Source organism: Nocardia asteroides, assembly GCF_900637185.1.
Lineage (GTDB): Bacteria > Actinomycetota > Actinomycetes > Mycobacteriales > Mycobacteriaceae > Nocardia > Nocardia asteroides.
This window is the reverse complement of sequence record NZ_LR134352.1, coordinates 4448374-4472331: the sequence shown is the minus strand read 5'-3', so window position 1 is coordinate 4472331 and position 23958 is coordinate 4448374. Positions and strand designations below refer to the sequence as shown.

General features: G+C 68.9%; 23 protein-coding genes. 14 read left to right on the top strand and 9 right to left on the bottom strand.

What is annotated here, in order from left to right; all coding sequences use genetic code 11:
• The first annotated feature begins 42 nt into the window (after positions 1–42).
• On the top strand, positions 43–837 hold the full coding sequence (locus tag EL493_RS20935; protein WP_019047283.1) for a methyltransferase domain-containing protein: 795 nt from the start codon (positions 43–45) through the stop codon (positions 835–837).
• On the opposite strand, the gene EL493_RS20930 is transcribed toward EL493_RS20935, so the two are convergent.
• Together EL493_RS20930 and EL493_RS20925 are read right to left on the bottom strand one after the other, a co-directional pair.
• Positions 838–1644, bottom strand: coding sequence for a 2OG-Fe(II) oxygenase family protein (locus EL493_RS20930; RefSeq protein ID WP_019047282.1), 807 nt, complete (start codon positions 1642–1644; stop codon positions 838–840).
• Positions 1628–2869: a hypothetical protein gene (locus tag EL493_RS20925; protein ID WP_019047281.1), complete on the bottom strand. Its 1242-nt coding sequence runs from the start codon at positions 2867–2869 to the stop codon at positions 1628–1630. The genes EL493_RS20930 and EL493_RS20925 overlap by 17 nt, the downstream gene beginning before the upstream one ends.
• Positions 2870–3077: 208 nt before the next feature.
• Between EL493_RS20925 and EL493_RS20920 the strand changes: the two genes are divergently transcribed.
• Positions 3078–4157: an alkaline phosphatase family protein gene (locus tag EL493_RS20920; RefSeq protein ID WP_022566836.1), complete on the top strand. Its 1080-nt coding sequence runs from the start codon at positions 3078–3080 to the stop codon at positions 4155–4157.
• Positions 4158–4199: 42 nt separating this feature from the next.
• Here EL493_RS20920 and EL493_RS20915 read toward each other — a convergent pair whose 3' ends face one another.
• Positions 4200–5573: a cutinase family protein gene (locus EL493_RS20915; RefSeq protein ID WP_081723193.1), complete on the bottom strand. Its 1374-nt coding sequence runs from the start codon at positions 5571–5573 to the stop codon at positions 4200–4202.
• A gap of 334 nt (positions 5574–5907) precedes the next feature.
• Here EL493_RS20915 and EL493_RS20910 point away from each other — a divergent pair, with 334 nt between their 5' ends.
• Entirely contained in the window at positions 5908–6711 is an 804-nt protein-coding gene (locus tag EL493_RS20910; protein ID WP_022566838.1) for a bestrophin-like domain, read from the top strand.
• A 441-nt stretch (positions 6712–7152) separates the two neighbouring features.
• Positions 7153–7653 carry a hypothetical protein gene (locus tag EL493_RS20905; RefSeq protein ID WP_040872777.1) on the top strand — a complete coding sequence of 167 codons (501 nt, stop codon included), beginning with the start codon at positions 7153–7155 and terminating at the stop codon, positions 7651–7653.
• Here the strand turns inward: EL493_RS20905 and EL493_RS20900 are convergent.
• Both EL493_RS20900 and EL493_RS20895 read right to left on the bottom strand, forming a co-directional pair.
• Entirely contained in the window at positions 7650–8021 is a 372-nt protein-coding gene (locus tag EL493_RS20900) for an HNH endonuclease (RefSeq protein WP_019047276.1), read from the bottom strand. The two genes, EL493_RS20905 and EL493_RS20900, sit on opposite strands and share 4 nt — an antisense overlap.
• Positions 8022–8025: 4 nt before the next feature.
• Entirely contained in the window at positions 8026–8463 is a 438-nt protein-coding gene (locus tag EL493_RS20895) for a VOC family protein (RefSeq protein WP_019047275.1), read from the bottom strand.
• Positions 8464–8504: 41 nt separating this feature from the next.
• Here EL493_RS20895 and EL493_RS20890 point away from each other — a divergent pair, with 41 nt between their 5' ends.
• Together EL493_RS20890 and EL493_RS20885 are read left to right on the top strand one after the other, a co-directional pair.
• Entirely contained in the window at positions 8505–9005 is a 501-nt protein-coding gene (locus EL493_RS20890) for a hypothetical protein (RefSeq protein ID WP_019047274.1), read from the top strand.
• 118 nt (positions 9006–9123) lie between these two features.
• The gene (locus EL493_RS20885; protein ID WP_019047273.1) at positions 9124–9654 is read left to right on the top strand and encodes an AAA family ATPase; all 531 of its coding nucleotides are present in this window, start codon (positions 9124–9126) and stop codon (positions 9652–9654) included.
• Positions 9655–9877: 223 nt separating this feature from the next.
• Here the strand turns inward: EL493_RS20885 and EL493_RS20880 are convergent, their stop codons facing one another.
• Positions 9878–10792, bottom strand: coding sequence for an SDR family NAD(P)-dependent oxidoreductase (locus tag EL493_RS20880; protein WP_019047272.1), 915 nt, complete (start codon positions 10790–10792; stop codon positions 9878–9880).
• 101 nt (positions 10793–10893) lie between these two features.
• Between EL493_RS20880 and EL493_RS20875 the strand changes: the two genes are divergently transcribed.
• Positions 10894–11475 carry a CGNR zinc finger domain-containing protein gene (locus EL493_RS20875; RefSeq protein ID WP_074965482.1) on the top strand — a complete coding sequence of 194 codons (582 nt, stop codon included), beginning with the start codon at positions 10894–10896 and terminating at the stop codon, positions 11473–11475.
• A 149-nt stretch (positions 11476–11624) separates the two neighbouring features.
• On the opposite strand, the gene EL493_RS20870 is transcribed toward EL493_RS20875, so the two are convergent.
• A complete protein-coding gene (locus tag EL493_RS20870; protein ID WP_019047270.1) occupies positions 11625–13265 on the bottom strand; it encodes an ATP-binding cassette domain-containing protein in 1641 nt (546 codons plus the stop codon).
• Positions 13266–13647: 382 nt separating this feature from the next.
• Here EL493_RS20870 and EL493_RS20865 point away from each other — a divergent pair, with 382 nt between their 5' ends.
• The 3 genes from EL493_RS20865 (at position 13648) to EL493_RS20855 (ending at position 17472) form a co-directional block, all read left to right on the top strand.
• Entirely contained in the window at positions 13648–15480 is a 1833-nt protein-coding gene (locus EL493_RS20865; RefSeq protein WP_022566841.1) for a sensor histidine kinase, read from the top strand.
• Between the two features lie 22 nt (positions 15481–15502).
• On the top strand, positions 15503–17062 hold the full coding sequence (locus EL493_RS20860) for a protein kinase domain-containing protein (protein ID WP_022566842.1): 1560 nt from the start codon (positions 15503–15505) through the stop codon (positions 17060–17062).
• A 224-nt stretch (positions 17063–17286) separates the two neighbouring features.
• Positions 17287–17472, top strand: coding sequence for a hypothetical protein (locus EL493_RS20855; RefSeq protein ID WP_198040971.1), 186 nt, complete (start codon positions 17287–17289; stop codon positions 17470–17472).
• Here the strand turns inward: EL493_RS20855 and EL493_RS20850 are convergent.
• On the bottom strand, positions 17457–18443 hold the full coding sequence (locus EL493_RS20850; protein WP_019047266.1) for an AraC family transcriptional regulator: 987 nt from the start codon (positions 18441–18443) through the stop codon (positions 17457–17459). The genes EL493_RS20855 and EL493_RS20850 overlap by 16 nt on opposite strands.
• Positions 18444–18726: 283 nt before the next feature.
• On the opposite strand from EL493_RS20850, the gene EL493_RS20845 reads away from it, so the two are divergent.
• Positions 18727–19194, top strand: coding sequence for an anti-sigma factor antagonist (locus EL493_RS20845; RefSeq protein ID WP_019047265.1), 468 nt, complete (start codon positions 18727–18729; stop codon positions 19192–19194).
• 58 nt (positions 19195–19252) lie between these two features.
• Positions 19253–19432 carry a hypothetical protein gene (locus EL493_RS20840; protein ID WP_019047264.1) on the top strand — a complete coding sequence of 60 codons (180 nt, stop codon included), beginning with the start codon at positions 19253–19255 and terminating at the stop codon, positions 19430–19432.
• A gap of 3 nt (positions 19433–19435) precedes the next feature.
• On the opposite strand, the gene ilvD is transcribed toward EL493_RS20840, so the two are convergent.
• A complete protein-coding gene (gene ilvD / locus EL493_RS20835) occupies positions 19436–21127 on the bottom strand; it encodes a dihydroxy-acid dehydratase (protein ID WP_019047263.1) in 1692 nt (563 codons plus the stop codon).
• 421 nt (positions 21128–21548) lie between these two features.
• Between ilvD and EL493_RS20830 the strand changes: the two genes are divergently transcribed.
• On the top strand, positions 21549–22973 hold the full coding sequence (locus EL493_RS20830) for an MFS transporter (protein ID WP_051719501.1): 1425 nt from the start codon (positions 21549–21551) through the stop codon (positions 22971–22973).
• A gap of 287 nt (positions 22974–23260) precedes the next feature.
• Positions 23261–23602 carry an LGFP repeat-containing protein gene (locus EL493_RS20825; protein ID WP_019047261.1) on the top strand — a complete coding sequence of 114 codons (342 nt, stop codon included), beginning with the start codon at positions 23261–23263 and terminating at the stop codon, positions 23600–23602.
• Positions 23603–23958 lie beyond the last annotated feature (356 nt).

Below are 23958 nucleotides of genomic sequence, written 5' to 3'. Positions count from 1 at the left end.
ACAGTCGGTGCCGGTGTCCCGAGAAACCGAAAGGTACGGCGCATGGCGGACTTCGACGCGAAACTCGACGTCTTCCGGCAATGGCAGGCCACCCCGTGGGGTCGCCTGCGCTATGCCGTCGCGGCCGCCAACCTGGCCCGCCACCTGCCGACCGGATCATCGTTGCGGGTACTCGACGTCGGGGGAGGGAACGGCCTCGACGCGCTCGGACTCGCCGCCCAAGGGCATCACGTCACGATCGCCGACATCTCCGAGCCCGCGTTGCGCGCGGCCCGTGCCCTCGCGCGTGAGCACGATGTCGCCGACCGGATCCTCACTCGGCAGGTCGCCGCCGACGCGTTGGTGGACGCGTTCGGTGCGGGCACCTTCGATGTGGTGCTCTGCCACAATGTGGTCCAGTACGTCGCGGAACCTGGGGCACTGCTCCGGAATTCGAGGGGCGTCGTGTCCCGGGCGGGCATCGTCTCGGTGATCGCGCCCAATGCCGACGCCGACCCCTTGATCACGGCGGTCCGCAGCCACAACCTGGATCTGGCACTCGATCAGCTCGGCAGCCCGACTCGCCATACGGCCACCTACGACACCCTCGTCCGCGCCTGCTACGCCGATCGCACCGAAGACGACATGCGCGAAGCAGGGCTGAAGAATTTGGCGCACTATGGGATTCGCAGTGTGTGCGATCTGATCGTCGAAGACGAGCTCAAAGCCGACCCCCGGTTCTACGACCGGCTCGAGCGGCTCGAAACGGTGCTGGCCGTGCGGCCGGCGTACCGGGCCACCGCTCGGTTCTTCCACCTCATCGCCGTACCTGCTCGGGGTGAGCCGGCTGCCGGGTGATCAGGACGACGGCCGGCCCCGATTCAGGTGCCGGGACCCGGACGACACCTCGTCGGTGACGACGGGTGGCAGTAGGTCGCTCACGCTGACGGTGTAGGTCAGAGGAGGGTAGCGGAAGTCCGATTCGTCGTTCTCGCGTCGTCGGAGCCGGTAGAACTCGGCGCGCTGGTCGTCGTCGGCCAGGGTGAGGCGTGAGCCGGGGCCGAGGTGCGGGTGTCCGTCGCGGAATCGGATGAGAGTCTTCGAGGTCCGGAATGTGACGCCGAGCCACTCGTTGTCTGTACCCCGGGCCGCCCCGTCCAGAACGATCTTGTGTTTGAGCAGCCGATTCGTGGCGACGGAGAACACGACGACGCTGTGATGATTCAGCGGAATGTCGAACTTCGCGCCGGACGCTTTCGCTTCGAAGATCAGCCTGCGGGGTGAATCGGCTACCGGGTCTCGATAGCAGGAATACACGGCGATGGACGATTCCTCGGACAGGTCGAGGGCCTGATCGGAATGGGCGCCCATCGTGGCGTAGGCGTTGGTGTAGCGCTCGATGAGCGCAGTGTTGAAGCCGACCGCGAGTCCCGCTCGCTCCTGAATCCGCTGGGAGAGATTCTCGTGCACCGGCTGGAAGAGCTGCGCCGGGTGGCCGTATCGGGTCGTGGTGCGGACGAGCGGCACCCCGCCCGTCTCGTCGGGCTTGGTGAGTGTGGCGCCGCGCCTGCCCTTTCCCAGCTCCTCCCAGCGGACCGACGTGGAGAGTTCCGCGAAAAAGTCCCCCGTCCCGGGCAGCGCGAAAACCCTAGGGACGGGGCGCACGGTAATCTCCGGCGTTCATGCTGAAACGGAATCGATCGCCGTAGTCGATGAAGGCCGCGGTCTTGTTCTCCTCGGCATAGAGGCTGCGCAGCTCGGCCATACCCGCCGGTGTCGGCGGCTCCAGCTGGGTCAGATTCCCGTTCTTGGCCAGGAAAGTCCGGCCGTCTCTGTGCACGGCTTCGGTATTCGAGCAGCGCACCACGTAACCCAGCCGGGTCGGCAGCACCGCGGCGTCCAGGGAAGAGGGCCGGATCTCGTGGGTGTAGCGACGGTTGGTGGACAAGGGCATGAAGAAGACGGAGCCGGGATACAGGGTGACGCTGAATGCGGCCGGGGATACGTCCCGGTTCTGTTCGTCGACCGAATCCTTCAGGCGAAAGCGCAGACTGGTCGATCCGCTCGTGCGTTGCACGCCGAAGTCGAAGGCGTCGTCGGGCAGGGGCTGAAGGTCGTCGAGCCCGTCGTAGAAGGTGCAGAAGGCCATGATGCCGTTGACGGGCATGTCCTTGGTCTTGTCGGCATGGGCCGAGATCTTGGCCTTGGACTGCTTGCGCTCGGCAGTGGCGGGGGTGTTGTGATAGATCTGGGCGAGCACGTGGTTGAGTGGGGCCTGGGCCCGGAAGATGGTGTCGGCCTCGCGATTCAGTGCCGACACGATGCTCGTGTCGGTCGGGCCGAAACCCTCGGTCGGGCCCGAGAGGTTCGTGGAGCACCGCAGCAGCCGGAAGTGCAGTTCTTCGCCGTGTCGGGTGACCGGCGTCAGATAGATTCCGCTGCGATGAGCGGTGCCGGCCTTGGTGGACTCGGTCAGGGACTGGAACGTGTGTTCGGCGCGAATCTTGGCGAAATGGCCGGCGGCGGGTTCGAAGAAGCGGCGATACAGCACACCCGCGTCGTGCACACGGACAGGAACGCGGCCGAGGCCGACCTCGCGCCACTGCTCGTTTCCGCGGAAACCGTGCGACAGCTCCCGCACGACGAACACGCGTCCGGCCGACCGCAACGATGGACCGCTGATCACCGACAGATCGCCACAGAGGTAGACGTTCTTACCGGTGATATCGGCAGACCCGGACGCCAGGTCAGGCACGGTGCGCGTGGTGCCGAAGAAGTCCCTGATCAGGCTGTTGTCACGCAGGTCCGCTGAGGTGACCAGCACGTTGCCCGTATCGTCGAGGTGAGCCTCGGCGGGAGCGGTCGGCTCGATCGTCTGTTCGGTCGCCACACAATCCCCTCGCGCACAGCCTTTCCCGGCAAGGCCAACCATAGCGGTCCGCACGAGCTCGGCGCTCCTGTCGTGGCTACCGGGGCTTCATCCGGATCGAGCGGTGTGGCGACCCGGGTGATGAAGGAATTCCCAGTGTGCGGGATTGCGTCGGTCAATTGTCCAATTCCGCGGGTGGCGGGACCGCGCGGCAACTACGGTGCCGCGCATGTCTCGCACACACCGCATCGTCGCGGCCGCCGTCCTGGCCGCTGCCCCACTCGCCGCAGCGGCGCCGGCGCCGGCGGCCCCGGTTGTGAACAAGGTCGTGGTCATCGGCATCGATGGCACGCTGTGGAGTGAGGTGGCGGCGGCCGATGCGCCGAACCTCGACCGCTTGGCCGCGGAGGGCACCCTGTCCCGCACTTCCATCGCCCCGCACACCACGATGTCGTGCGTGTCGTGGGCGACGGCGCTGACCGGCGTATGGGACACCAAGCACGGGATCCAGGACAACGGAGCCACCTGCAACGCGGGCGCCTTCGCGCCGTATTCGACGGTGTTCACGCAGGTGGAGCGGGAACGTCCGGCGCTGTCGACGGCGTCCATCGGGACCTGGGACAAGATCGGCATGATCGCGCGCACCGGCAGCCCGCAGGCCGACCGGGTGACGGTCACCCAGCTCGACCCCACCGGCGCGGGCCTCTGTGAGACCACCGCCGACGCCAATGCCACCGCGGACGTCGTCTCGGCCATCACCGAGGACGGAACCGATCTGCTGTTCACCCACCTCGACCAGGTGGACATCGTGGGACACACGCTGCGCGGAGTCTGGCCGCAGGCGTATCGCGACGCCATCGGGCGCGTGGACGGCCTGGTCGGGAAGATCACCGCCGCGGTCGACGCGCGGGCGGCCGCGCACACGAACGAGCGGTGGACCATCCTGGTCACCACCGATCACGGACACAAACCCGACGGCGGGCACGGCGGGCAGAGCGCCTACGAGACAGCCAGTTTCGTGATCGCGCGTGGCGCGGGATTCGCGGCGGGAGCCCAGCACAACGGCTACACCCTCGCCGACGTCACCCCGACCGTGCTGGACCTGCTCGATGTCGCGGCTCCCGCGAACCTGGACGGCGAGTCGATGGTGACCGGCGGCTCGGGCGACCCGGCGGCACCGGTGCCGAACACGCCGCCGGTCGACTCCGGGATCACCGGTTCGTCGTCCGGTTCCGCGCAGGGAGCCATGGTGGCCAATCCGCTGTGCGTCCTGGGTAGCGGATCGGCGGGTGGATCCTCGGACCGATGATCGATTGATCCGGTCCCGCTCCTCGGCTTCCGTCGTCGGCTTCTAGGAAGCGACCTGGGAGCTGAGGTAGCTCAGGAGGACCTGGACGTCCTCGTCGTAGTCGATGTGGGCCGCCGAGGCGTAGAAGTTGGCCATGTCCATGCCTTGGCGGCCCAGTTGGACGAGCTCGTCGACGGTGGCGGGGTCGGTGATGCTGAGCAGGCTGCGGGTGGTCGCGCGGAGGTCGGCTCGGATGCCGGCGGCGACAGGACCGAGTACGGCGCCGGTGAGACCTGCGCCGGTGGTCGCCAGCGTCGCCAGCTCGGCCGCGGCGCCGAGCGCGTCGTTGCGGTCGAGAAATTCGACCGCGCGCCACAGGATTTCCTGCATCTGTCCGACGCTGTCGGCGATGCTCAGCAGGTCGATGTGCTGGAGGGCGTCGGCGATGACGCTGACACCCGCGATCCGGCCGGAGGGGTCGACGGCCGCGGCTGAGCGGATGACCTGGGCGATCAGGGTGCGGTCCACCCCGGCGGCCGCCTCGACCAACGGGGCGAGGGCGACGTTGAGGGCATTGGCGGTCCGGTGCGCACCGCGAATATCGCCCGCCGCGACGAACTCCGGAAGGCGGGTGAGGTTGTCGAGAATGGTGGGCAGGTTCGCCGCGGTGGCGGTCCAGCCCGCGCCCATGGTGACGGCTTGCGCGATCAGGCTGCTGGTATCGGTGGTGGCGGGGACGAAGTCCGCGATCGGTGCGGGATCACCACTCAGCACCCGGCCCAGCACGGCGAGGAACGGGGAGGTGGCGGCGTCGAGGGAGCAGTACAGGTCGCCGTCGGCGCACAGCGTGCGAACCCGATCGGTCAGCGCACCGAAATCCCGGCCCCGTGTGCCGGCGATGCCGCGACCCGGCTGTGGATTGCCGAGGGACAGCGTGACATTCGGATCGCGATGGGGATCGGCCAGCAGCCCGACCGCGACCACCCGATCGGCCTCGATGGGGCCCTCGCCCTGGCCGATCTCGGTCGCGAGATCGCCGATGCCGTCCGCGCCCTGGCTGTATCCGGCGAGGAGCACCCGCGTCGAACTGCACAGGCCGTGCAACATCCGGCGCAATTGGGATTCCAGGGTGCTCAGGGATTCCGCGTAGGTCAGGCCCTGATCGAAAGCGCTCGCGGCATAGGGGGCGTAGCGGATCGTGATGTCACGGCCGAACTGCCGCTGTAGGCCGTCGCCGACGGGCCGGAGCATGCCGACGGGCACCTCGGGATCGGCGTCCGGCGTGGTCTCCCATGTTCCCGGCCCGAAGATGGCGGTGTACGGGGTGCAGGACTGCGCGCCGTGTGTCTCGGCCCGCGCGACGCCGACCGCCGCGGTACCGGCCACGACAGCCGCGACCACTGTCGCCGTGGCCGATCTCGACAACCTGTTCATCATCCAATTCCTCTGTTGCCGAAGGGGGTTCGTGACATCGCGGCAGATGGCCGGACCGTCGTGGTCAATTCTCTCGACTCGCCAGGGGATTGACCGGCACTTTTAGACACAGTTTCATTTCAGAATCTGTCGCGGGGGTACCTCGGTTCGTTGGAGCCCGCGACATGCTCCTCGCGGGGACGGGACCGCCGGTGCCGCGCGACCGGCATCCGCGACCTCGAAGCGACCGTCCGGTTGTAATCCGATGGGGTGGAAGGGATTCGGTGTGCCATCCGTCGGGTCCGCGGTCGCGAATACCGTGTGATCGCTTCCACCTCAGCGGAAACGGAGTCGCGGCATGCTTGGAATTCTGTTGCAGCTGGCGGTACTGGTGCTCTTCGTGGGTGTCGCGGTGGGGATCCTCGTCCTGGGGGATCGGGTGCGGCCCGAATCATGGCGCCACGACGACGATTCCGGTGCCGGTTCGATGACGCTGGACATGGTCAATATGTTCTTCGCCGCCATCGTGGCCTTCGTGGTGGTGATCCTGTGGCAGCAGTACGACACCTCGCACGCGCACACCGTGTCGGAGGGTAAAGCACTCGTCAGCGTCTACGAGTCCGTGAGCGGCATGCCCGAACCGGATCGTGAACAGATCCGGACCTTGGTGACCGCCTACACCCGGCAGGTGATCGACGAGGAGTGGCAGGTCATGGACGAACAGCGGCGGCTGAGCCCGTCCACGCAGGCCACGCTGGACGAGTTGCGGGAAGCGGTGGACGCCGTGCCGACCGCGACTCCGGAAGCGAAAGCGGAACAGGACGAGACCGCCGCCGCCGTCGCGGCGATCGTCGACGCGCGGTTCGACCGGGGCCTGGATGCCGGCTATCGGCTGCCCGGGTTCCTCTACATCGCGCTGTGGTTCGCCACCGCCATGTTGTTGTTCGGCACCGTCTTCTCCGGTGTGGTGGTCACCAGGCGCAGCATCCTCATGACCGGGTTGTTCGGGCTGGTGATCGGCGCGGTCATTCTGGCCGTCTATCAACTGGATCAGCCCTTCGCCGGTGGGAATCACGTCGCCAAGGACGCCTATGAGCTCGCGCTGGCAAGGTTCCATGACCTTGCCTCGGAAGCGTCGTCGAGCGGCGACATTCCGCGTTGACCGGATCGAAGAACGACCTAGCGGGCTTTCGGAGGCACTGTGGGCGGGAAACGAAGCGCAGTACGAGGATTCGCGACGGTAGCGGCGGCAGCGGCGGTATTCGCCGTCGAGCCTTCGCTCGCGGCGGCTGACCCGGGACTGCCGACGATCGACCAGATCGTCAGTGGCAGTGCGGCTCCGGGACCCTCGGCGGCTCCCGCCGGCGCACCGGGTGGCGGCGAGGAACTGGCACTCGGCACAGGTAGCGGCGCGAGTGGGCCGGGCTGGTCGGCGCCGGCCGGCAGCTCGGCGGGAATTGTCCCGATTCCGAGTGCGGCGCAAGGTCTCGGGCTCGGCCCGAGCGGCGTCGACGCCGCCGACTCAGCGGATCACCGGCCCTTCGACCTCGCAATCGCCACGGAGCCGACCCCGATCGACGGTCCCGGCACACTCGGCGGCCTGTTGCTCCCCGACACCGACCTAGTGCTTCCCGCCTGTGTCGGCAGTGCGGCAGTAGGCAGTGCCGCACTGGGATCCGGCATCCTCACCGGCAGTGGCCTGGGCTCGAGCCTGGTCGGCGTCGGGTCCAGTGGCATCGTGGGCTCGGGTTCGGCCGGTGCGGGCAGTGTGGCGGTCGGCAGCGCGGCGGCCGGCAGTGCTGTCCTGACCTGCATGCTGTTGCTGCCGGTCCCGTCCCTGCCGGAACTCGCTTTTCCCCTGAGTATTCCGCCGACACCGGTGGTCCCTGCGGTCGTGCCCACCCCGGTGCCCCCACTCGAGGCAGCCCCCGTGTTCCCCGTGGCAATCCCGCCCGCGCCGGATCCCGTCAAGCCGCCCCCGATCGAGTACGCCGCACCGGCGCAGTCGTCCCCGTCACCTCCGCTCACCGCACTGCAGATCATGACGGTCATGATCATCACGATCATCGCGGGCGCGCGTGCTCGCCTGCGCGGTCGGCGTTAGCCGTCACTGTCGAGCGATAGGGCGAACCGGGCGGTGAGTTCGGCCGAGATCTCGTAGTGGCGCACGAGGAACGAGCGCTCGTCGAGCTTCTTGCGCCGCAACCAGGTCGTCACCTCGACATTGCACTTGCTGGAATTGCACGACCCGCACGCGGGCACCACGTTGCCGAGCGTGTAGCGGCCGCCACGCGAGATGGCCTGCACGCAATCCTTCTGCAGCGCGGCGGCGGGGGAGCCGCAGTAGGCGCATCCGGCCCAAGCCGTCCGGAGTGCGTCCCACTGCGCGTCGGTGAGATCGTGGGTGACGCGCGCCATGCGCTTCTTGCGCTTACGCGCGGCGCGAACCTGTTTGCTACCGCCGGTCGGCACGCGACTACCGCAGTTCTTCAGCGAGCCCGATGAGCAGACCTTCGGGGCCCCGGATGTAGCAGAGCCGATAGATGTCCTCGTACCGGACCACTTCGCTGCTGACGAGCTGCGCCCCGTGCTTGCCGAGACGAGCGAGCGTCTCGTCGATGTCGTCCACGGCGAACATGACACGCAGGTAGCCCACCGTGTTCACCGGGGCGTTCTGCGGAGGAACGATCACCTCCGGCTCGAGGAAGCGGGAGAGCTCGAGCCGGCTGTGGCCGTCGGGGGTGCGCATCATGGCGATCTCGACGTGCTGGTCGCCGAGCCCGGTGACGCGTCCGGCCCACTCGCCTTCCACCATGGCTCGACCCTCGAGTTCGAGGCCGAGTTCACCGAAGAACTCGATCGCGGCCGTGAGGTCGCGGACGACGATGCCGACATTGTTCATGGTGACTGGCATGGCGCAATCCTAGAGACCCACCAGGCCTATCATCGGCAAATATGCGGCTACAGGTGAACGACCTCTACGGCGGGGTGGTGGGCACGGTGCTCGCCAGCGTCATGCTGGCGGTCGTCCCTGCCGATCGCTCTCCCGGGTACGCGGCGCAGTGGATCGTGGTCGGCGTCGCCATCGCGGCGATCACCCGCAGCTATGGGCAGCATGTGTCGACGCATCAGGCCGAGTCGGAGTCGGGGTTCTGGGCCGATCTCGGTCGCAGCATGCTCACCGGGATCCCGTTGATCGTCGCGTGCGTGCCGACGCTGATCGTGCTGCTGCTCGCGCATGTCGCCGGATGGAGCGACGACGTGGTGCACCCCGACGGGTCGGTGACGCCCGGTTACACCACGCTCGCGCTGGGTCTCAATGCGGTGATCCTGTTCGGCTGGGGTGTGGTGGCGGCCCGGGTGGGCGGCTACTCCCGGTGGGGTGCCTGCGGGGTCGGCATCGTCAACACGACCCTCGGGCTGGTGATCGTGGTCGTCAATATTCTCCTGGAATAGCTTGTGCGGCACTTTTTTACACGTGCAGCGGAGCGTGGTCGGGGGAGCGGTTACCATTCACGACCCCGGTCGACGTTGCAGGTCACCCAGGTGTCGGCGGGGTGAGTCGGAAGGCGGGATGATGCGTATCGCGGTGTCGGGAACACACGGGGTCGGCAAGACGACCTTGGCCGAGGAGCTGTGCGCTCACCTGCCCGGTCACGAGCTGATCCCCGAGCCGTACTTCCTGCTGGAGGAACAGGACTACGAGTTCGGTCACCCGCCCTCGCCCGCCGACTACGCAGTCCAACTGCGGTATTCGACGCGATTACTTCCCGCTGCCGGACCGGCGGTGGTGTTCGACCGCTCACCGCTGGACTTCCTGGCCTATCTGAATACATTCGGCGCCGATCCCGAGGCGACGATCGACCTCGCCGCTGTGCGGTCCGCGCTGGCTACCCTGGACCTGCTGGTTCTCCTACCGGTGACCGAGACCGTCGACCGAGTGCTCCCGGCAGCCGAGATGCCTGGCCTTCGCGCCGAGATGGACGCGGCGCTGGCCGATCTGGTCTTCGCGGACCCCTTCGACCTGGTGGGTGAACTGCAGGTGGTCGAGTTGAACATTCCTCTCGAGCATAGGGTCTCGACTGTGCTCGGTGCTCTCGGATAGCCCGCGTTGTTTCTTATCCGGTCGACATCGCTCCGCCTGGAAATGCCCGTTTCCGTCGGGTTCACCGCACGGCGGACGCTGAGGAGTTGTCGCAGACGGATGGGCCCATGTCTGCGACAACTCCTCGGGGCGCCTTCGCGGATGTCGCGTGTTCCCGGCGACTGACTCCGTTGCCGCACAGTGCATTCGGCAACGTCGGGGCGGCCATCGGTGGTGGATGCCGCTACCCGGCCGGCTGGATCGACGGCCCTGACAACGCGGTCACCGGGTCGGCCTGGCCGGCGTGGGCGGGAACCCCGGGCTCGGCGTCGACGAGGTTGGTGACGGCGGCCCATTCGTCGAGTTCGGCCAGGCGGGCCGTGAGCGCGGAGCGCATATTGTCGGCGCCCGCGATGCCCAGCGCGAGGCGGCGAGGCGGATTGTCCGCGGCCACGGCGGTGCGGATGCCCGCGGCCACGCGCTCGACCTCGGAGAACGCCGACGCCGGCAGGGCTTGGATCGCCTGCAGCAGGGCGCGCACCGTCTGGTCGTAATCGGTATGAGTTGCCGCGGCGGCTTCGAGGTTGGCCAGGAACGGCGTCGCGGTGAGGCCGGGCTGGACGAGCGTCACGTGGATGCCGAGCGGCGCGACTTCGGCGGCGAGCGCGTCGGAGAGGCCTTCCACGGCGTACTTGGTCGCGGCGAGCAGCCCGACACCGGGGTCCGCGGTCTGGCCGTAGTACGACGACCCCTGCAGTATGTGCCCGGATCGCTGGCGCCGCAGCACCGGCAGGGTCGCGCGCAGCACGTTGAGGACGCCGAAGACGTTGGTGTCGAAGATCGCGCGGGCCTGCGCGTCGGCCGATTCCTCGACCGCTCCGAAGAGCCCGTAGCCGGCGAGGTTGGCGACGACATCGAGCCGGCCGAACCGGGCCACGCTCTGTTCGACCGCCCGCGCGACGGCAGCCTCGTCACGCACGTCCGTCTCGATGGTGAGCAGTCGTTCGTGTTGTCCCAGGTCCGTGAGCTTTTCGGTGTGTCGGGCGAGCGCGATCACGGCTTCTCCGGCGGCCAGCGCCTGTCCTGCGAGCTCGCGTCCGATGCCGGAGGAGGCGCCGGTGATGAACCAGATCGATGGGGTGTTCTCGGTGATTGTCATGTTGTGACCGTAAGTGATTAGAACGCAACAGTTCAAGTTCTCTGGTCGAAATGGTTGCGATCAATCGTGCTATCCGCTGGTTGCCTTGGTAAGGTGAAACGGTGGAGGCGACGCGTGGGAAACCGAAAGGGAACGACGATCCGACGGCTCTCTTGCTGCATTTCGTCAACACCCGAGCCGACGGCGCCGGGCGGATCGAGGTCTTCGGCACCGCTTCGGGATTCGCGGACTGGGCGATCGAGCAGGGACTGCTCGACCCCGGAATCGTGGTGACCGACTCCGACGCTGCCGCCGCGCGGGAGCTGCGCGACGCACTGGTGACAGTGCTGTTGACGCACTCGGGCGATCCGGACATCGGGGATGTCCAGGTCGCCGCGGCGGAACGGTATCTGCTCCAAGCGGGTATCCGCTATCCGCTCACCACCGTCGTCACCGCGGAAACCGCGCAGCTGCGCACCGGATCCACCGGGGTCCCAGGCGCTTTGGGCGCGGTTCTGGCGGCAGTCACCGAGGTGGCACAGAGCGGCGACTGGATACGGGTCAAAGCGTGCTGTAACCCGCCGTGCCACTTCGGCTTCCTCGACCGCACCCGCAACCGGGCGGCACGCTACTGCAGCCCGGGATGCGGATCGCAGGTGTCGATGCGCGCTCTGCGCCTACGCCGCAAACTGGCCGACTCCTGAAACGCCGTCCATAGCGGCCCATCGATGTTGGCGCTGAGCCGACCGGCGCGGATTCACGTCGCCTCGGCGTCGTCCGGGCCTGAGGCTGATCAACTGTTCCACGATCGGCCCGCAATCAGCCGAGTACGGGGCGATCTGGCGGCGCGATGTCAGTGCACCAGTACCGGATCGAGGTTCAGACGTGGCCAGTCGGCCAGGTCCGCGCGTAGCTGACGGTCGTGGGTGGCGATCACGACCGCCGCCTCGGTGCCGGTGACGGCGGCGGTGAAGTCGTCGACCAGCGCGACCGACAGGTGATTGGTCGGCTCGTCGCACGGCAGCAGCTGCGGGCGGGTCGCGAGGTGCACGGCGAGCTGGAGTCTGCGCTGTTGTCCCTGCGACAGCCTGCCCACCGGGGTGTGCCGGGCCTGCCGCTCGAGCAGGCCGGTGGCGGCGAGGGACACCGGTTCGGCATCGCCGAGGTACCGGTCGTAGAGCTGCTGTGCGGTCAGCGCGGGATCCCAGTCGGGGGCTTCCTGGCCGATGAGGGCGATCCGGGCTGTCGGTGACCGGTCGACGGTGCCCGTGGTCGGAGCGAGCAGGCCCGCGAGCACGGACAGCAACGTCGACTTGCCCGCGCCGTTGGCGCCCGTCACGAGCAAACGGTCGCCAGTCGACACCGAGACTGCCGTCGGCAGGTGGAGCCGACCGGTCACCGTGACACCCTCCGCGCGCACCAGCGTGACTCCCGCTCGCACGCGCGGCTCCGGAAAGCGCAGGCGCAGTGGCGGTTCCGGCACGGTGACCGCATGCGCCGCCAGCGCGTCGGTACGGCGGTTCAGCGCCTGGACCAGGCCGGGCGCGCGGGACTGACGCTCGTGCCTGCCGTGTCCCTTGTCGGGCCGCCACCCGGTGCTGAGCCGATCCCGCGCCTCGTCGACGGCCGCACGCAGTCGCGCGTGCTCGGCCGTCTGCTCGGCACAGGTCTGCTCCCACTGCGCTCGCGCCCGGTGCCTGCCGGTCTGCCAGCCGGCGTAGCCGCCGCTGAACAGTTGCGGGCGGCCGTCGAGGCTGGGGTCGAGGTCGAGGAACTCGGTGCCGACAGCGCGCAACAGGGCCCGATCGTGACTCACCACCGCCACCCCGCCCGGATGGGCTCGCAGCCGTTCGGTGAGGAAGTCGAGACCGTCGCGGTCCAGGTGGTTCGTCGGCTCGTCGAGCAGCATGATGTCCGGAGCGGCGCCGAGCAGGCAGGCCAACCGGACGCGGGAGCGTTGCCCCACCGACAGCGTCGCGAGCGTGCGCTCGCGGTCGGCGCAGGCGCCGAGGGCAGCCAGAGCGATGTCGACGCGGCGTTCGGCGTCCCAGGCGTCGAGCCGGGTAGCGGTGTCGAGCGCGGTGGCGTAGGCGTCATCCGCGCCCGGCGCGCCGCCGGCGAGGGCGAGTGTCGCCGCGTCGAGGGCCCGCAGCGCCCGCAACGCGGAGCCGATGGTCTCCGCGACCAGCGTGCCCACCGTCTCATCGGCGCGGAAGGGAATGGACTGGCGCGCGATGCCGAGCGTGCCCACCCGGGTGACGGATCCGGAATCGGGCCGGATCAGCCCGGCGAGGATATGCAGCAGAGTGGACTTGCCCCGCCCGTTCTCGCCGACGATCGCCAGCTGCGACCGGGCGCCTACGGTAATGGCGGTATCGGCCAGGACCGGACGATCACCGAGAGTGTGGTGGATACCGGCCGCCTTGATCTGCGCAGCCGCGCCCGCGGGGAGGTCGTCAGCGGAGATGTGTTGTGATGCAGAGAAATTCGACATGGAGTGGCTCCGTCGTTCGAGGAGGGAGCCGGGCCGGCACACGAGAGACACCGCCCGGCAGGACTGCTCGGACGGCGGCGAGAGTGAAAGGTCGGAAAGTGCTGGCCGCCGCCGTCAGCGGAACGACCAGGGCTTCATCATCGCGGTGCCACACATGCGATCGACCATAACGGCAGCGTCGGGGACCGGCAATCGAATAACCGGCGCGACGGCGTAGTCCTGGCGACGGTGGCAGACTTCGCACCTTGCCCGACGTGATGGGTCGGTGTCTCGGTTTCGTGAGGACATCGAACAGTCCTGTGACCGCGCAGATGACGTGGGCGGTTGTGCCGCTGTTCGGGGCGGAGGATCCTGAAGTGGTCGGGTAGTCGGAGGCTGTTCGATGACACCTCGCGGGATCGCGCTCATCGGTGGTGTGACGGCCTGTGCCGCCGCGCTGAGCATCGCCGTGACACTGACGGTGGACTGGTCGGAGACCGCGCTCTACGACCCTGCCCGGATCCTGCTGTTCGGTCCGCGCGAGGCGTTCGCGGCGGCCCAGAACTCGCCCAAGTTCGGGCCGGTGGAGCTTACGTTGTTCCTGCTGGCCGGGGCGTCGTTCGTGGCGTCGGGGCTGTTCACCTGGATCAATCGACCGCACGAGCTGGCGGGGCCGCTGTTCGTGCTCGCCGGTATGGTCTGGCTGGCATGCGGGGTACGCCGATCCAGCGAACCCGGGCTGTTCACCGCGGGCGCGGTCCTGACCAACATCTATCTGCCGGTGATCATCCCGGTGCTGCTCGGGTTCCCGTCGGGCCGGCTGCGGCAGCCCTGGGAACGCTGGTGCGTGCGGGCCTGCTGGGCCCTCGCCGTGTTCGGGGTGTCGGCCGAATGGATGTTCTTCGACCCGCGGCTGGTGCCCGCCCCGCACCCGTCGACCTCGGTGAACCTGCTGCTGATCCACCACGATCCGGTGCTCGCCGACCGCATCCAGCTCACCGTCGGCGCGTGCACCTTCCTCATCGGCGTCGTGCTCATCGCGGTGGTGATTCGGCGCTGGCGTACCGGGACCGCGGCCTATCGGTCGGGCTTCGCGCCGGTGATGGTGTTCGCGACCATCGCGGGCCTGATCATCCTGTGGATTCTGGCCACGGCCGTCCGGTTCCCCGGCTCCCTGCACAGCTGGACCCTGAATCTGCGCTATATCCCGATCGTGCTGCTGCCGCTGGCGATCGCGTACGGACAGGTGCGCTACCGCATGGCGCGCGCCGCGGTGGGGGACGCGATGGTCGAGATCGGCGCGGCCCCGATCAGCTCCGGTTTCGTCGAGGCACTGCGCCGCGCGCTGCACGATCCCACCCTGGCGCTGTGGACGTTCGACGCCGAACGCGGCGGCTACGTCGACGGCCACGGAAAACTCCGCGAACTGCCGCGCGGGACGGGCAGCCGGGTGGCGACCGTCCTCGAACGCGACGGCGCCGCGACCGCCGCGCTCGTCTACGACCGGCATCTGCAGTCCGAACCCGAACTGCTCGCCGCGGTGCGCGGCGCGACCGAACTCGCCCTCGACCATGAACGCCTGCGCACCGATCTGCAGACCCAGCTCGCCGAGGTGCGCCGCTCCCGGGAACGCATCGTGGCCGCCGGGGACGCCGAGCGCCGCCGGGTCGAGCGGGATCTGCACGACGGGGCGCAGCAGCGTCTCGTCGCCGCTGCCCTGCTGCTGCGCCGAGCGCAGCGGACAACGGACACCGCGATCCGTGGCGAGCTGGTCACGCGGGGCGCCGACGAACTGGACACCGCACTGGGCGAGCTCCGCGAGCTGGCCCGCGGCGTGTTCCCGCCGATCCTCGCCGAACGCGGACTCACCGCCGCGCTGACCGCGCTCGCCGAACGGTCGGTCATCCCCGTGCGGATCCGCGGCACGCTGACGCCCCGGCCACCACCGGGCGTGGAGCTGGCCGCGTACTTCATCGCCGCGGAGGCGGTGACCAACGCGGCCAAGCATTCCGGCGGCACGCACGTCGAGATCGACGTGGCTGTCGTCGACGACGCGGTGCGGCTGGTGATCACCGACGACGGCCGCGGTGGCGCGCGGGTCGGACCCGGTGGCGGGCTCAGCGGGCTGGGCGATCGCGCCGCGGCGCTCGGCGGCCTGCTGCGGGTGGACAGCGCCCCCGGTGCGGGCACCGTTCTCACCGCGACCCTGCCCCTGCGGGGGAAGGAGACGACATGACCGGCGACGGAGGTGGTGACGGATGAGCGGCGACTCCCTCGAACCAGGAACCCGATTCGCGGGGTACACGATCGAGGGGACGCTCGGCTCTGGCGGCATGGGAACGGTCTATGCCGCCCGGCACCCGACGCTGCCCCGCACGGTCGCGCTCAAAGTGCTGCATCCCGCACTCACCGGCGACGACGACGTCCGCACCCGGTTCGAGCTGGAGGCCGACCACGCCGCTCGCCTCGACCATCCGGCCATCGTGGCGGTCTACGACCGCGGGCGCGAAGGCAACCGGCTCTGGATCGCCATGCAGCTGGTGCCTGGTACCGATGCCGCGCGACTGCTGCGGGACGGTCCCGTGGAGCCCGATCGGGCGGTGCGGATCATCGAATCCGTCGCCGCGGCACTCGATTACGCCCATCGAGCCGAGGTTTTCCACCGCGATGTCAACCCGGCGAACATCCTGCTGGCCGCACCCGCCGCACCGGACGAACCCGAACGTGTCCTGCTGACCGACTTCGGCATCGCCAAGGCCCTCGACGACACCGTGCACCTGACGGCGGCGGGGACGCTGGTCGCCACGCTCCGGTACGCGGCCCCCGAGCAGATCGAAGGCCGAACCGTCGATTACCGGGCGGACCAGTATTCGCTGGGCTGCACCCTGTTCCATCTGCTCACCGGCGCCCCTCCCTACCCGGGTCCGAGCCGGGCCGCCATCATGAACGGCCATCTCAACGGGCCGATTCCGCGACCGGGCGACCACCTGCCGACCCTGCCGCGTGGTCTGGAGCCGGTACTCGCGCGGGCCATGGCCAAGCGGCCCGACGATCGCTATCCGACCTGCGCCGAGTTCGCGTCCGCCGCCCGGTCCGCGCTCGCGGCGGCCGATCGATCGACCGCCGAATACCCAGCGCCCCAGCGTAGTACGGGCCAGTGCTCGTTGCGCGTGGTCCTCGCCGACGACTCGGCGCTGTTGCGTCAGGGGATCGCTCGCCTGCTCGAAGACGAGGGCATGGAGGTGGCCGGTCAGGCGAGCGACGCCATGGCCCTGCTGCGGCTGGTTCGCGCGCACCGACCCGATGTGGCGGTGATCGACATCCGGATGCCGCCGACCTGCACCACCGAAGGCATCGACGCCGCGGTCGCCATCCGGCGCGACTATCCCGGCACCGCGGTCCTGCTGCTGTCGCAGTACATCGAGACCGAGAACGTGCTGGACCTGTTGTCCGGCGGTGCGCGCAGCCTCGGCTATCTGCTCAAGGACCGCGTCGCCGACATCGACGAGTTCGTGACGGCACTGCGCCGCGTCGCCGCGGGCGGCTCGGCGATCGACCCCGATCTGGTCGGCCGCCTGGTCTCCCGCCCGCATCACGGCGCCCTGCCGCTCGACGATCTCTCACCGCGCGAACGGGAAGTGTTGCGGCTCATGGCCGAAGGGCGGTCCAACCGGGCGATCGGCGCCGCCCTGTTCCTCGGCGAACGCACGATCGAAACCCATGTGCGTGGCATCTTCGCCAAGCTCGGGCTCCAACCCGAACCCGACGACCACCGCCGCGTGCTCGCGGTGCTCACCCACCTGCGACTCGGCAACTGAACCGGGTGACAGCGGCCGCGGGACGCTCGAGGCGGCATGCGGGTGCGCCCCGGCGAGGTGCTGACCGCGGCGATGCGGACCGCCCGGTGGATCCAGGCCACCGGCTGACCGGGTGTGTGGCGCGTTCGGTGGGAGGTTGGCGCGTTCTGTTCTTGTCGTGGTTCCGGCGGGATTCCAGACTTACGGTTCAGATGGTCGGGACGTGAAAGAGGGGAGCGGTGTCGGTGACGAAGGAGAGTGCCACCGCGTATGTGATTTCTGCGCTGGAGGCCAAAGGAACCGCGACCAGGGACGACTTCGACGTGGCCGGTATCGTCGCCGCGTTCCGCGACATCGTCGACAGCTGGGATTTCCAGCTGATGGAACGCGAGACCTTCTGGCGGATCGCGTCGACCTATTTGCGGGTGTGAGCACCCGACCAGCGCCGGGCTGCCCGGCGTAACGAGCCCGCGTCGGAGTACCCGAGGAGTTCGGCCTGTCTGCTGCCGCTGAGCGAGCCCGCCGCCACCGCCTGTGACAGGCGGGCGCTGCGGGCGCGGTCCAATTCGGCTCGCCAGGTCGTGCCCGCCTCGGTCAGCCGTCGCTGCAAGGTGCGTGGACTGATGGCGAGAATCCGGGCGACGCGGTCCAGGGAGACCTCGCCGTCGCTGATCGCCTGATCCACCGCGTCGGCGACCCGTTCGGGCCAGGCCGAGGCGAGTGTCGGCGGGGGCGCCAGCGCGGCGGCCAGCGGTTGCAGTACCTCGGCCAGCACCGGATCGGCCGTGGTCAGCGGGAGATCCAGGTCCGCGGCGCGGAAGGTGATCGAATCGGCGGGAGCGTCGAATTCCAGCGTCGCGTCACCGAAGACGGCGCGGAAGCCGTCCAGATCGGCGGGAGCGGACTGCCGCAGCGAGACGCGCACGAGATTCAGCGGATCGTCGACGACCCGGCGGGCGCGGCTCAGGACGGCCGACAGGCCCCACAGCTGGGTGTGGTCGCGGCCACGGCCGTCCCCGTCGAGCATCTCCAGGTAGAGGGTGGCTTCCTGCTCGGTCTCGGTGACCAGATCGAACCGGTGATTGGTGGTGACCGCGGTGATGTAGGGCCCGCAGGTGGCCAGCCCGGCGCCGAGAGTGGGCGCGGACGCGAACAGGTAGTCGTACAGGCCCAGGCTGGACAGCTTGTACCGCCGGGCGACCTGCAACGCGACATCCGAACCCAAGCGGTGCTCGCCGATCTCCCACAGGCGGGAGAACACGGCGCTGGGCAGGTGCACGTCCTGCCCGGTCATCGACCAGTCCGGGACCCCGGCGTCCCGGATCAGCTGCGCCCGGTCCAGCCCCGCCGCGTCGAACTGCGCGATGACGAAACGGTGCAGCAAACTCTGGTCGGTAGCCATGACACCTCCGGATCGGCACGTCAGTGTGTGCTCTGGTCTACCAGTTTCCACCCAGGTGATGAGTGCTTTTCGACGGGATGCGGCAGCGCCGGACCGACCCTACGGCTGCGGTCTCCGACCGCGATCGGGACCGGTCGATTCGTGACGGCACAACACGGTCACGATCGGTGGCGGACACCAGGGTGACGTGCTGGAATGTGTACATCGGTCGGTCTCGAGAACCAGCAGGGCCGGCTGCGCAGTGTCGAAGCACGCCCCTGCTTCGGGATGTCGAGGAACTTCGATGACACCTCGCCCGCACCGCGACGAGCTCTTCCCGCCGGTGGCCGGTGAACCTGCCGACGTGTGCCTGCGACTGCCGGCCGACCTGGATCGCCGCGCGGACGCGGTGATACTGCGCGTGTACGGAGAAGCCGACGCCCACACCCTGACCCGCTGGCGGCGGATGCTCGACACCGCGCTGGCCGCGGCGGGGGACTGCGGTCGCCTGGTCGTCGATCTCAGCGGGACCCAGTTCATCGGTTGCCGGCCCATCCTGGATCTCGCCGAGCGTGCCCAGCAAGGCCTGGCCCGGGGTATCCAGGTCGCGGTGTTCAATCCGGTTCCCAATGCCGTGGAACGCGTCATCAGTCTCGCGGGCCTGCACGCCTGGCTGCCCGTGCACGCCACCCTGGTCGAAGCGATGACCACCCGCAGGCCCCGGGTCGCCGCCCCGGCCCGGGCGGTCGTCCCGGTACCCGGCTCCCGATAACGACCTCGAACGTGCCGCTGGATCCTGCCGTCGTTCAACGCATTCGAGGTATCGGCTGATGAATCACGAACTCGACCCCCGCCTGACCGAGTCGGCGGAGGCAGAGGACACCGCGCCCGTCTGCTGGCCGGACCCCAGCCCGTTGCAGGCCTGGTGGAACGACATCATGGCGGGCGGTGACCCCGCCCAGGTGACCCGGACCAGCGGTCAGCGGGCGCCGCGGTTGCGCTCTGCCTGATCGTCAGCCGGTGACAGCGCCGTGCGCGGCGGAGCTGACGAGCTTGCGGTACTTGGCCAGGACACCGGAGGTGTACTTGGGCGGCAGCGGCTCCCAGCCGACCTTGCGCGCCGCGAGCTCGTCCTCGTCGATCTCCACATCGAGGAGGTGGTTGGCGACGTCGAGGACGATCGGGTCGCCGTCGCGGACGAAAGCGATCGGGCCGCCGTCGACGGCTTCGGGCGCCACGTGGCCCACACACAGTCCGGTGGTGCCGCCAGAGAACCGGCCGTCGGTGAGCAGCAGAACGTCCTTGCCCAGGCCCGCGCCCTTGATCGCACCGGTGATGGCGAGCATCTCGCGCATGCCCGGGCCGCCCTTGGGGCCCTCGTAGCGGATGACGACCACGTCGCCGGCCACGATCGTGCCGTTCTCGAGCGCGTCCATCGCGGCGCGTTCCCCGTCGAAGACGCGTGCTGTTCCCCGGAACACGTCGGAGTCGAAACCGGCGCTCTTCACGACGGCGCCTTCGGGGGCCAGCGAACCGTGCAGGATGGTGAGCCCACCGGTCCGGTGGATGGGCCGGTCCAGGCGCCGGATGACGTCACCGTCGAGGCCGAGCTCGATGGAGGCCAGGTTCTCGGCCATGGTCTTACCGGTGACGGTCATGACGTCGCCGTGCAGCAGGCCCGCGTCCAGCAGTGCTTTGAGCACCACCGGGATGCCGCCGACCTTGTCGACATCGTTCATGACGTAGCGGCCGAACGGCTTGAGATCGCCGAGGTGCGGCACCTTCTCGCCGACCCTGTTGAAGTCGGCGAGGGTCAGATCGACCCCGGCTTCGCGGGCGATGGCCAGCAGATGCAGCACCGCGTTGGTGGACCCGCCGAGTGCCATGACGATCGTGATGGCGTTCTCGAACGCCTCCATCGTCATGATGTCGCGCGCGGTGATTCCCCGGCGCAGCATCCCGACCACGGCCTCGCCCGACTTGCGGGCGTACTCGTCGCGGCGCCGGTCGGGCGCGGGCGGGGCCGCCGAACCGGGCAGGCTCATCCCCAGCGCCTCGGCGACCGAGGCCATGGTGTTGGCCGTGTACATGCCGCCGCACGCACCCTCGCCGGGACAGATCGCCCGCTCGATCCGGTCGACCTCCTCGCGGGTGATCAGGCCCTTGATGCAGGCACCGACCGCCTCGAAGGCGTCGATGATCGTGACGTCGCGGCCGTCCACATTGCCCGGCATGATCGAGCCCGCGTAGAGGAACACACTCGCCAGATCCAGCCGCGCGGCCGCCATCAGCATGCCCGGCAGGCTCTTGTCGCACCCGGCCAGCAGCACCGACCCGTCGAGCCGCTCGGCCATCATCACCGTCTCCACCGAGTCCGCGATGATCTCCCGGCTGACCAGCGAGAAATGCATGCCCTCGTGGCCCATCGAGATACCGTCGGAGACCGAGATGGTGCCGAACTCGAGCGGATACCCGCCCCCGGCGTGCACACCTTCCTTGACCGCCTTGGCCAGCCGGTCGAGCGACAGATTGCAGGGCGTGATCTCGTTCCAGCTGGACGCGACACCGATCTGCGGTTTCTCCCAGTCCTCGTCCCCCATCCCGACCGCGCGGAGCATGCCGCGCGCGGCGGTCTTCTCGAGTCCGTCGGTGACATCGCGCGAACGCGGCTTGATGTCGATCGACCGATCGGTGTCCTCTGTCATCACCCGAGCCTCCGAATCTACGGTTGCGTCGATGGCGACCTGGTTCTGTCGCACCGCGGCGCGGTCTCCCGCCAGGAAGCTACGCCTGTTGCCGACAGTCTAGGCCGCGCAGTGCGCACCAGGTGATCACCCGGTGATCGACACGACCGGGACTCACGCCTCGTCGGAGGTTCCTTTCGGCTGTCGAAACAAGTGGTCGAGGTCTGGCCGAGTCTGCAGGCGCGCGCTGCTGCTCGGCGGCACGCAGGCGGAGGCGAATCCGTGGGTGCCGGGGCTATCCGGCCGAGTACGCGGCGCAATACCATGTCGACGACCAGGCGAGGTGAAGGTCGGAAAGCGTTGGTGCAGTGAAGAGCAGCCGTGGTTTCGTGCCTGTGTCGGTCCTGGCCTCTGCTGCCGGCCGTCGTCGGCCATCATGGGGATGCCGGTTGCCGGGGCGGGTGTTGGCGGGACGTGGCGTTCGTTGGTGGGTCCGCGGTATCTGGCGGTGTCCGCGGTGCTGGCCGGTGGGGTGGGGCTGTACGCGACCAACGAGTTCCTGACGGTGAGCTTGTTGCCGAGTGCGGTGGGTGAGATCGGTGGTCAGCGGTTGTACGCGTGGGTGACCACCGTGTATCTGGTCGCCTCCGTCGTGGCCTCTACCGCCGTGAACGTGACGCTGGGCCGGCTCGGGATGCGACGGTCGTATCTGGCGGGGTTGAGTGCGTTCGGGCTGGCCGGTGTGCTGTGCGCGGTGGCGCCGACGATGGAGTTCCTGCTGGTGGGGCGTGTCGTTCAGGGTGCGGCGGGTGGGTTGATCGCGGGCCTGGGGTACGCGGTGATCAATGCGGTACTGCCGCAAGTGTTGTGGACCAAGGCTTCGGCGCTGGTCTCGGCGATGTGGGGAGTCGGCACGCTTGTCGGGCCCGCGGTGGGTGGTCTTTTCGCCCAGTATGGTTCGTGGCGTTGGGCTTTCGGGTCCCTGGCGATTGCGACCGGGACCATCGCCGCGCTGGTGCCGTTCGCGCTACCGGCGCGCCCGGTCGGGGCAGGGACGACGACGGACCGGATTCCGGTGTGGTCGCTGGTGCTGCTCGCCTCGGCGGCGTCGGCGGTCAGCGTCGCGGCCATCTCGCGGCACCTCGGCACGACGGTTCTGCTGGTCATGCTGGCAGGGGTCTCGGTTCTGGCGTTCGTTGTGGTCGACCGCCGTGCGGTGGCGGCCGTGCTGCCCGCCAACGTATTTCGGCCGGGTCCGCTGAAGTGGATCTACCCGACGCTCGGCGTTCTCATGGCCACCACCATGGTCGACCTGTACGTGCCCTATTTCGGGCAGCGGCTCGCGCAGCTCACGCCGGTGGCGGCGGGTTTCCTCGGCGTCGCGCTGGCCGTCGGCTGGACGGTGAGCGAGATCGTCAGCGCCTCTCTGACCCGTCGACGGGTGATCACGGCGGCCGTCGCCTCGGCACCGCTGGTCATGGCCGCAGGGCTGGTCGTGGCGGCGATCGCCCCGGTCGCCGACGCCCGGGCCTGGGCCGTCGCCTGGGCAATGGCGTTGCTGCTCACCGGCGCCGGGATCGGCATGGCGTGGCCACATCTGACGGCGGCGGCGATGAGCAGCGTCGACGATCCCGGCGAGGGCGGCCGGGCCGCCGCGGCGATCAGTACCGTGCAGCTGGTCTGCGGCGCCTTCGGTGCGGGCCTGGCCGGAGCGGTCGTGAACGCGACCGAGACGGGCGGTGCCGCGCCCGCTCGCCGGCTGTTCGCGACTTTCGCGGTGCTCGCCGTCCTCGGCGTGGTCGCGTCCGTCCGAAGTGCCCGCTCGATCCCGGCGCACTACCGGCCCAGTGCGCGACTGCCGGATTGAGGACATCTTCACATCGGGCGGAATCGCGGCGTGTCGAGGTGTGGAGTCGCGGTGGCTGGGTATGGATTACGGCGGGAAAGCGCTGACTCCGGGGCCGGTCGAACACAAAGATGCTGGTCGGTAGCTGGCGGGTGTTCCGCGACGCCGTTCCCGAAGTGTTCTCCGCGTGAGGAAGGCCTGCTGCGTGGTGGTTCCGGCGGTGGGGAATCTCTGTACGGGTCGGTGGCTATGCGATAGCGTCGCCGCTGGCATTCGCCAATCGGTATCCGTACGAAAGGGTTTGTGGGATGGCATTCGAAGTCAAGGGCACGATCGGCGACCACTACAACGAGGCCGGTGGCGCGTCGAGCCCGCTGGGTGAGCCGATCTCGGAGGAGCTGGACGCCGCCAAGGGCGGCAAGTACCAGGAGTTTGCCGGCGGCGTCATCTACTTCAACCTCGCCACGGGCACCAAGACCGTCTACGGCGCGATCCGTCAGGCCTGGGAGGCCGAGGGCGGCGCCGGCGGCCGCCTGGGCTACCCGACCTCCGACGAGCTCGGCATCGACGGCGGCAAGATCAGTCACTTCGAGAACGGCTCGATCAGCTACTCGATCGCCGACGACGCGGTGACGGTCAACGCGAACTGACCTCGCGCGACCACCATGGTGGGCACCGGCCTTTCGCGTCGGTGCCCACCGTGCTGTCGCGACACCTTCGCGGAGGATCGCCCAGGACGCTGCGACCGTCTTGTGCTGGGTGCGGGCCTCGATCGATTGAGTCGAAGGCCGCTCCTCGTCGGGTGGGCTCGTGACCAACTCGGCGGTGGTCGCGTTGTCGGGTCACCGAGCGGTCCAGCGCCCCGGTGCGGTGGTGATTCTTGGAGGCTCGTCTCCTCAGGCGACGAAGACGGCGCGGACGGCGGCCTCGTCGCCGTCGACCTCGACCAGTCCGAGTGCACGGGCCTCATCGAGGGTCAAGGCCCCGGCCGCGAGACCCAGCACGC

Coding starts and splice junctions, on each gene's coding strand:
- EL493_RS20935 (WP_019047283.1), top strand. CDS start 43: ATGGCGGACTTCGACGCGAAACTCGACGTCTTCCGGCAATGGCAGGCC.
- EL493_RS20920 (WP_022566836.1), top strand. CDS start 3,078: ATGTCTCGCACACACCGCATCGTCGCGGCCGCCGTCCTGGCCGCTGCC.
- EL493_RS20830 (WP_051719501.1), top strand. CDS start 21,549: ATGCCGGTTGCCGGGGCGGGTGTTGGCGGGACGTGGCGTTCGTTGGTG.
- EL493_RS20865 (WP_022566841.1), top strand. CDS start 13,648: ATGACACCTCGCGGGATCGCGCTCATCGGTGGTGTGACGGCCTGTGCC.
- EL493_RS20895 (WP_019047275.1), bottom strand. CDS start 8,463: ATGCCAGTCACCATGAACAATGTCGGCATCGTCGTCCGCGACCTCACG.
- EL493_RS20860 (WP_022566842.1), top strand. CDS start 15,503: ATGAGCGGCGACTCCCTCGAACCAGGAACCCGATTCGCGGGGTACACG.
- EL493_RS20850 (WP_019047266.1), bottom strand. CDS start 18,443: ATGGCTACCGACCAGAGTTTGCTGCACCGTTTCGTCATCGCGCAGTTC.
- EL493_RS20840 (WP_019047264.1), top strand. CDS start 19,253: ATGAATCACGAACTCGACCCCCGCCTGACCGAGTCGGCGGAGGCAGAG.
- EL493_RS20915 (WP_081723193.1), bottom strand. CDS start 5,573: ATGATGAACAGGTTGTCGAGATCGGCCACGGCGACAGTGGTCGCGGCT.
- EL493_RS20880 (WP_019047272.1), bottom strand. CDS start 10,792: ATGACAATCACCGAGAACACCCCATCGATCTGGTTCATCACCGGCGCC.
- EL493_RS20825 (WP_019047261.1), top strand. CDS start 23,261: ATGGCATTCGAAGTCAAGGGCACGATCGGCGACCACTACAACGAGGCC.
- EL493_RS20910 (WP_022566838.1), top strand. CDS start 5,908: ATGCTTGGAATTCTGTTGCAGCTGGCGGTACTGGTGCTCTTCGTGGGT.
- EL493_RS20890 (WP_019047274.1), top strand. CDS start 8,505: ATGCGGCTACAGGTGAACGACCTCTACGGCGGGGTGGTGGGCACGGTG.
- EL493_RS20870 (WP_019047270.1), bottom strand. CDS start 13,265: ATGTCGAATTTCTCTGCATCACAACACATCTCCGCTGACGACCTCCCC.
- EL493_RS20885 (WP_019047273.1), top strand. CDS start 9,124: ATGATGCGTATCGCGGTGTCGGGAACACACGGGGTCGGCAAGACGACC.
- ilvD (WP_019047263.1), bottom strand. CDS start 21,127: ATGACAGAGGACACCGATCGGTCGATCGACATCAAGCCGCGTTCGCGC.
- EL493_RS20845 (WP_019047265.1), top strand. CDS start 18,727: ATGACACCTCGCCCGCACCGCGACGAGCTCTTCCCGCCGGTGGCCGGT.